General features: G+C 66.5%; 5 protein-coding genes and 1 pseudogene. 1 reads left to right on the top strand and 5 read right to left on the bottom strand.

All coding sequences use genetic code 11. The annotated features are described in order from the left end of the window. Positions 1-300: 300 nt before the first annotated feature. The 3 genes from JHN63_RS48160 to JHN63_RS48150 all read right to left on the bottom strand — a co-directional run bounded on the left by JHN63_RS48160 (position 301) and on the right by JHN63_RS48150 (position 3,043). On the bottom strand, positions 301-1,359 hold the full coding sequence (locus JHN63_RS48160) for an LLM class flavin-dependent oxidoreductase (protein WP_200691465.1): 1,059 nt from the start codon (positions 1,357-1,359) through the stop codon (positions 301-303). A gap of 20 nt (positions 1,360-1,379) precedes the next feature. Next, complete coding sequence (locus JHN63_RS48155; protein WP_200691464.1) at positions 1,380-2,606, bottom strand: ATP-grasp domain-containing protein; 1,227 nt, start codon at positions 2,604-2,606, stop codon at positions 1,380-1,382. A gap of 284 nt (positions 2,607-2,890) precedes the next feature. Next, on the bottom strand, positions 2,891-3,043 hold the full coding sequence (locus JHN63_RS48150) for a hypothetical protein (protein ID WP_200691463.1): 153 nt from the start codon (positions 3,041-3,043) through the stop codon (positions 2,891-2,893). A 264-nt stretch (positions 3,044-3,307) separates the two neighbouring features. Between JHN63_RS48150 and JHN63_RS48145 the strand changes: the two genes are divergently transcribed. Continuing rightward, a complete protein-coding gene (locus tag JHN63_RS48145; protein WP_200691462.1) occupies positions 3,308-4,144 on the top strand; it encodes a LuxR C-terminal-related transcriptional regulator in 837 nt (278 codons plus the stop codon). A gap of 104 nt (positions 4,145-4,248) precedes the next feature. Here the strand turns inward: JHN63_RS48145 and JHN63_RS48140 are convergent. Both JHN63_RS48140 and JHN63_RS48135 read right to left on the bottom strand, forming a co-directional pair. Beyond that, positions 4,249-5,274, bottom strand: a pseudogene (locus JHN63_RS48140) (transposase). 311 nt (positions 5,275-5,585) lie between these two features. Further along, positions 5,586-6,284, bottom strand: coding sequence for an SDR family oxidoreductase (locus tag JHN63_RS48135; RefSeq protein ID WP_200691461.1), 699 nt, complete (start codon positions 6,282-6,284; stop codon positions 5,586-5,588). Between the last annotated feature and the right edge of the window lie 705 nt (positions 6,285-6,989).

Here is a 6,989-nt window from a genome sequence, read left to right as displayed (position 1 = left end):
TGATGACGGTGATGTGCATGGTGGGTCCTTCATGGCTGTTGGGGTGCCTGGAAGGAGCGGTCCGGGCCCGGGGTGGTGGGGGTGGGCGTGGGGTCGCTTCTTTCGGTTTGTCGTGCCGGTTCGCGGTGGGCGGCGGGGTGTTGGGGTGCGCGTGATGGCGTGGCCGTGCAGCCGCCTGGATACGGTCCGGGCGGTGCGGGTGTGTGGGTGCTTGCCCGGTACTGGTCGTCCGGTGCTCGTCCTGCTGGTTCGGTGTTGGTTGCCCTGTTTGTTCAGTGCTCGGTGGTTGTTCTTGTTGGTTTAGGGCTCTTGTGTTTCGAGTTGGCGGATGAGGGGGGCGACGTGGGTGTAGAAGGTGTGCATTTCGTTGCGGGTGGGCCAGCCGGAGAAGATGAATTCGGTGATGCCGGCGGTTTTGTACTGGTGGATGTAGTGGGCGACTTCCTGGTAGCTGCCGACGATGCAGAGGGCGGGGCCGCCGCGGTAGGCGACGGCGCCGGTCCAGATGTAGGGGGAGAGCCATCCGTCGGTGGCGGTGGAGGCGAGCTGGTAGGAGGAGGTGACGGCTTCGGAGTCGGTGGTGGCCAGGGCGTGGCGGACCCATTTTTTGTGGTCCTCGTCGGGTTCGGCGACGAGGTGGGCGAGTTCGGCGAGGGCTTCCTCGCGGGTGGGGCGGGCCAGGACGTGCATGCGGGTGCCGACGCGGCAGCCGGCCTCGACGAGCGGCCGGGCGGCCTCGGCGAGGGCCTGGGGGGTGTCGCCGTAGCGCAGCCAGCAGTCGCCCTGGGCGAGTGCGGTCTGCTGTGCGACGGCGGAGGCGCCGCCGATGTAGATCTGCGGGCGGCCGCCGCCGTGGTGGGCGAGGCCGAGTTCGGCGTCCTTGAGGGTGTAGTGCTCTCCGTCATGGCTCAGCGGTGACTCGCCCTCCCACAGGCCGTGGAGGATCTGGAGGAACTCGTTGCAGCGTGCGTAGCGTTCGTCGTGGCTGAGGAAGTCGCCGTATCCGGCCTGCTCGGCGGGGGAGATCCCGGAGACGATGTTGAGGGAGATGCGTCCCTGGGTCATCCAGGAGAGGGTGTTGACGACCTGCGCGAACAGGGTGGGTGCCATCAGGCCCGGCCGGTAGGCGAGCATGAACCTGACACGGTCGGTGATCTGGGAGAGCGCCCCGATCACCGGGATGGGGTCGGGGAGTCTTTTGGACATCCCGAACAGCAGGGTGTCGACGCCGAGTTCCTCGGCCTCCTGGACGAAGTCGCGTACTTCCCCCATGTCGAGGGTGCCCGTTTTGTAGGGGTCGGTGGGCTTGGCCTGTCCCGTGTCGGGCGGCGAGCACCAGTGCAGGCGCAGGGGGTTCATGGGTGATCGTTCCTTCCGTGTCAGGTGCTGACCACGCGTACGCGGTCACCGATCTCAAACCAGCGCTCGTGCGCCTGCTGGGGGGACTCCGCGGTGAAGACGACGGCCGCGATCCGGCAGCTGTAGTCCGCCTCGTCCCGCGCGACGGGGACACCCGGCGCGACCAGGACATGGCCTCCCGCCACCCACGGCTCGGCCGTCAGTTCCTCCCAGCCCTCCAGGCGTGTGTAGGAGCCGGCCCCGCCCGCGGTCAGGAAACGGATCCCGGCCGCCTTCGCGGCCAGCTCCCCGTACACGGCCGCGGTGTGGGGATCGGCGCCGGTGAGGTCCGCGAGGACCTTCCCGGGCAGGCTCAGACCGGTGACCATCTCCATGAGCTCGGTGATCCGGCCGCCGGGCAGCCGCGCGGCCACCTCGATCAGCACCGGCCGCCCTTCGCTCAGGCGCAGCTCGCAGTGGAAGGGCCCGGTCGTGATCCCGACCGCCCGGACGACCTGCGCCGCATACGACGCCAGCTCCTGGCGCACCCCCTCCTCCAGCGGTGCGGGCGTGAGATGCCCCAGCTCCAGAAACCGCGGCTCGGGCCCCAGCAGCTTCCGCGTCACCGCCACCACCGTGACCTCACCGCCGTGCGCATAGCCGTCGGCGCTGAACTCCGGCCCGGCCACATACCGCTCGACCATCACATCCCTGCCCAGCGGCCGGTCGAACTCCCGCCCCTCCTCGGCATGGATCGCCGCCACCGCCCGGCGCGCCTCGCCCAGCGAGTCCACCCGCGACACATGGACACTCCCGCCGGAATCGACCGGCTTGACCACCGCGGGAAACCCCACCCCGGCACACGCCGCATCCAGCTCCGCCGGCTCACGGACCACCGCGAACCCCGGCACCTGAAGACCCGCCGCGGCCACCGCCTCCAGCATCAGCGCCTTGTGCCGCACCTGCCCCACCGCCGCACCCGCCAGCCCCGCCAGCCCCAGCCGGGCCGCCAGCCGCGCCGCCGCCGGCACATAATATTCACCGCCCGCGACAACCGCATGAATAGCATTCCGCCCATGAGAACGGACGACCGCAGCCTCCAGAACATCACCGGAATTCGTATCCACCGTAATCAGCTCCGACGCCGCGGACCGCACAGAATCAGCAACCCACCGCCCCTCGGCCTCAAAAGAAGCCACCACCACATCCCAGCCGAGCGAACGCGCATGAACCACATACGCAATCGCAGAAAACGCCGGCTGCACCACCAGAACACGATACGACACCACGACCCCCCAAAAACTAAACCCAAGCCCGGCAGACAATGGTTCACGTGACGAGGAATCAGACCTCAGTAAATTGAGGATTGCCGTCGTTCACGGACACTGTTGGTGGAGAACTGGAAGTAGACCAGCACACGCACTCCGGGCAGTCTCCCGAAGTCGATGGGCAACAATCCGCCTTATGGAGAATCGGCCTCTCGCGCTGGAGCGCATCGGGCAGCGGGAACCCGCCGCGCTCTCCGCGCGGTCAGGATGCGGGGAGTTCCCCACTAATTCCAGCCGATATCGCCGTCTTGCACCACGCCCGAATCGGCCGCAGACACCGCAGTGGCGGGCGGCGAGAACGAGCCGTGCCCAATAGCTATCGCCACTGCCACACCGACGATGCCGCCAATGAATGCGACACGTGCGGTGCGGGTCATACGAGTCAACGTTGCACGAACATGCATGGTGAATCTATCCATTCACTGAGGCTCACTGGGCATGAGAGAGAAGGTCGGCCTGGACATGAGATAGAAGGTCGGCTCGGCTTCCGCCATCTCGAACCTCCGAGAGGCCTCCGGCTTCAGGGCCCAATCCTTCCACCGCCGCCCCAGCGGCAGGCAAGGCTCTAAGATGGCTCCGGTTCCTGCACTGCCGATGTTCGCGGGATCCAAGATGGAACAAAAACGAAAAAACGGGGACTCATGACAAGCCCAAACGCCACGAGTGACGAAGATGAAAGTCATTATCGTTACGCTGCTCCGCCGAGCGGTCTGACGAAGTCGGAAGAGTTCGTCCAGGGAATGGCAAAACATTTGACGGGCCTGAGCCGACTCGTCGATGAACAGGCCGGCCGACTGCACGACTTGTCGTTCGCAGCCGTCGGCAGGAACTCGGATATCCGCAAAATTCACGGCCTGTCCACCATCGGTCAGGCCATCGATGACGCCCTGTCGGGCTCGCGGCGGGAAATTCTTACCGCACAGCCGGACGGTCCGCGCCCGAGGGAAGTCCTTGACGACGCCCTGGAAGGTGTGCGGCGTCACATAGCCGCGGGCGTCGCAATGCGCACCCTCTATCAACACACGACGCGTTTCGACGAGGCGACAAAGGAATATGTCCAGGAGGTGACGAAACTCGGAGCTTCGGTCCGTACGCTCGACGAGTTCTTCGACCGCCTGATCATCGTGGACGACGTCGCCTTCATCGCCGCGAATGCCGACCGCACCTCTGCGGTCGCGGTGAGCGAGCCGGCCGTCGTCGGCTTTCTCCGCGACATGTTCAACAGATCGTGGGATCGAGCAAAGCCCTTCCCGTTCGTCCCGAATCATGCGGCGATGGCGGCAAGGGAGGTCATGCCCGCAATGCGTGACTCGATCAAGCGCCTGCTGATCAAGGGTTACCCGGACAAGCAGATAGCCCGACGACTCGGCATCAGCGAGCGGTCGTTGCGAAGCCACATCGCCGGCATGAAGCAAGAACTCGAGGCACACAACCGGATACAGATGGGCTATCTCTGGGGCAGAGACGACGGTATGTGACCTCGCACGTCAAACAGCCAGGCCGAAGATCGACGCTTCGGCGGGGTCGGGCGCCACTTCGTGGCTGACTGCGACACACGCTCAGGGCACGTATTCCGTCGTGGTCATCGGGGCCGGGTGAGGTCCTTGATCCGGATCGAAGAGCCACGGAGGTGGAGGCCGGCGAGGTAGCTTTCCGGGGTCTTGTCCTACCGGGTGGCGCTGCCTCGCCAGGCCTTCAGCTTGATGATCAGCCGCTCGACGGCGTTTCGCTCCTTGTGGAGGTCGGCGTCGTGGCTGCCGAGCCGGCCGCCCTGGGCCTCCTTCTTCCAGTTGGCAGGCTGGTCATTCCTCTCCGGGATGACGGCCTTGATACGGCGCTTTCGCAGGTGGGCGCGGTTGCCGGGGGACGAGTACGCCTTGTCCCCCAGCTACCGCGTCGGGCTGGGCACGGGGACGGCCGACCGGCCCGCGGACCCGTAATTTCTTGAGCGCGGGAATGAACTGCGGGCTGTCGGCGGCCTGTTCCTCGGTCAGCACGAACACCAGCGGTCGGCACTTCCGCTCACCGGCACCATGGATCCTGCTGGTCTGCCCGCCCCTTGAGCGTCCGAGCAGGGTTTCCTTCAGGCGGAGCTTTCGCCGCCGCCGGGCACGTCGTCGCTCTTCGAGTTCTGAATCACCTTCGGTGCGTTCTGAATCACCTTCCGTGTCATGTCCGTCTTGTTCTTCCGGACCGCCCCTTTTCGCCGGGCCTTCTCCGCCTCGTCGGCGGCTTTCTCCAGGGCCGCCAGGGCGTCGGGGCGCAGGTGCATCCCGGCGGCGACATCGTGGTGATGGGCCCGCACGGTGGTGGAATCAGCGCTGACCAGCGACAAGTCCACCTCGCCCTGCCTCGCGTCCTCCGCGATCGCGCCCTCCATCAGGGCTTCGAAGACACCCGCGTCACGCCACCGCCGGAAGCGGTCGGAGACGGTCGACCACGCGCTGAACTCCGTCGGCGTCTCCCGCCCCTGCCCGCCGGTCTTGAACCGCCGGACCACGCCCTCGAACTGCTGCCACAGCCGCTCCGGGTACGAGCCGTACTCGCCGATCGGTAGGTACGGCTCGATGAACTCCCACTCCGCATCGGTCAGTTGCCCTCGCGTCACGCGAAAGGATCCACCTGATCAGGCCTCGCCGTGGGGGTGAGTCCCACAGATTGATCATCAGGACCACATGCGTGTCCTGGTGTACGGCGCGGATCTCGGCGTCGGTGTGCTGGTCCGAGGCGCCCTTCCCCGTGCTCGGGGACCGGCCAGGTCCCGCGTATCGGCGGGCCGCCAGCTGTTCATCACCTCGCTGGCGACGCGCTTCTTGCCACGCTCCCGAGTCACGGACCTGAGAACGGCCCGGGCCACGGGTCAAAACGACCAACGACGGGACCAGGGGTCCCGTCGCCTGTGGTTGACCCCGAACGAGATCAGTTGACCTGGCCGGCAGGCCGCACGGTGAGGTGGTTGATGTGCACGTTTCCAGGCTGATTGACGGCGAAGAGGATCGTCTCGGCGACCTGTTCGGCGGTCAGTGCCGGTGCCGCCTCGGGGCAGCCGCCACGCTCGTCCCAGAACGGGGTGTCCACCACTCCCGGGGCAACGAGGGTGACGCCGACGTTGTCCTTGGCCACCAAGAGCCGGACGTTCTCGACCAGGGCGTGCGCGGCCCACTTGGTGACGGAGTACATGTTGCCGGGCGTGTTCCTGGTCCCCGCGACCGAACCGACGATCACGATCCGGCCCTTGGACTCCCTGAGGTGCGGCAGCGCCTCACGCACCAGCAGGGCCGGGCCGAGGACGTTGGTGAGAACCATGGCACGCATCGCCTGAGGGTCGTGGTCCTCCAGGGTGCCGGGCAGGGAGAACCCGGCGTTGGCGATCACCGTGTCCAACCGGCCCCAGGCGCCCACGACATGACGCACGACGGAGGCGACATGGTCCTCGTCACTGGCGTCACCGCTCATGGTCAACAGCCGCTCCCCCGCTCCGGCTGAGGTGGCGAACGCGGCCAGCCGATCGGCATCGCGGCCGGTAATCGCCACGAAGTGACCCTGCTTGAGCAGGGCACGGGCAGTGGCCGCACCGATTCCGCTCGAACCACCTGTGATCAACGTGACGGGTTCCATGGGGCGGGGCCTCCTCATTGATGGCGGCATCGACGACGGGTCAGGGCTCCAGTCGTCGTTCGGCCGACCGACGCGTGATCCGCGACCCGCGCCGAGTTGCCGCCGAGTCCCGGGATGCTGTGACAGACGAAAAGGCGGTTGCGCGGTCGGTCGGAGGACGCCTCGGTCACTCCCATCGACGATCAACTGCCGTTGTCGCCGCCGATGTTACTAGGCCGCAGGTGCAGATGACGTGGAGTGAGCGCGTTCTCGCCACCCACGTTGACCTGCGGAATCCGAGGCTTCGACGAGAAGGGGTTCCGTCGTCGGCCCGGGCCGGGAACACGACACCACCTGCGCGAAAGCCGCCGCCGGACTGATGGTCGCGCTGGAAGAGACCGCCGCCACGGTCCTGCTCCACCTCGAGTACGACCGCCCCCGCCACCCCGTCACCCACCGTGACGGTTCGTTACGCGGAAAGGCTTCGTGGATCCCGTGGATATCGGCAGTGCAGGAACCGGAGCCATCTTAGGCCCTTGCCTGCTGCCGGGGCGGCGGTGGAAGGATTGGGTCTCGAAGCCGGAGGCCTCTCGGAGGTTCGAGATGGCGGGAGCCGAGCCGACCTTCTATCCCATGTCCAGGCCGACCTCCGATCTCATGTCCAGTGAGTCTCAGTAAATGAATAGATTCATCATGCATTCTTGCCGGGCTTGGGTTTAGTTTTTG

This window comes from Streptomyces sp. MBT65, from assembly GCF_016612545.1.
Lineage (GTDB): Bacteria > Actinomycetota > Actinomycetes > Streptomycetales > Streptomycetaceae > Streptomyces.
This window is presented reverse-complemented; position numbering and strand designations above follow the sequence as displayed.

Bases quoted from the DNA above. Each gene is read 5' to 3' on its own strand.
- JHN63_RS48160 (WP_200691465.1), bottom strand. From the start codon at position 1,359: ATGAACCCCCTGCGCCTGCACTGGTGCTCGCCGCCCGACACGGGACAG.
- JHN63_RS48150 (WP_200691463.1), bottom strand. From the start codon at position 3,043: ATGACCCGCACCGCACGTGTCGCATTCATTGGCGGCATCGTCGGTGTG.
- JHN63_RS48145 (WP_200691462.1), top strand. From the start codon at position 3,308: ATGACAAGCCCAAACGCCACGAGTGACGAAGATGAAAGTCATTATCGT.
- JHN63_RS48135 (WP_200691461.1), bottom strand. From the start codon at position 6,284: ATGGAACCCGTCACGTTGATCACAGGTGGTTCGAGCGGAATCGGTGCG.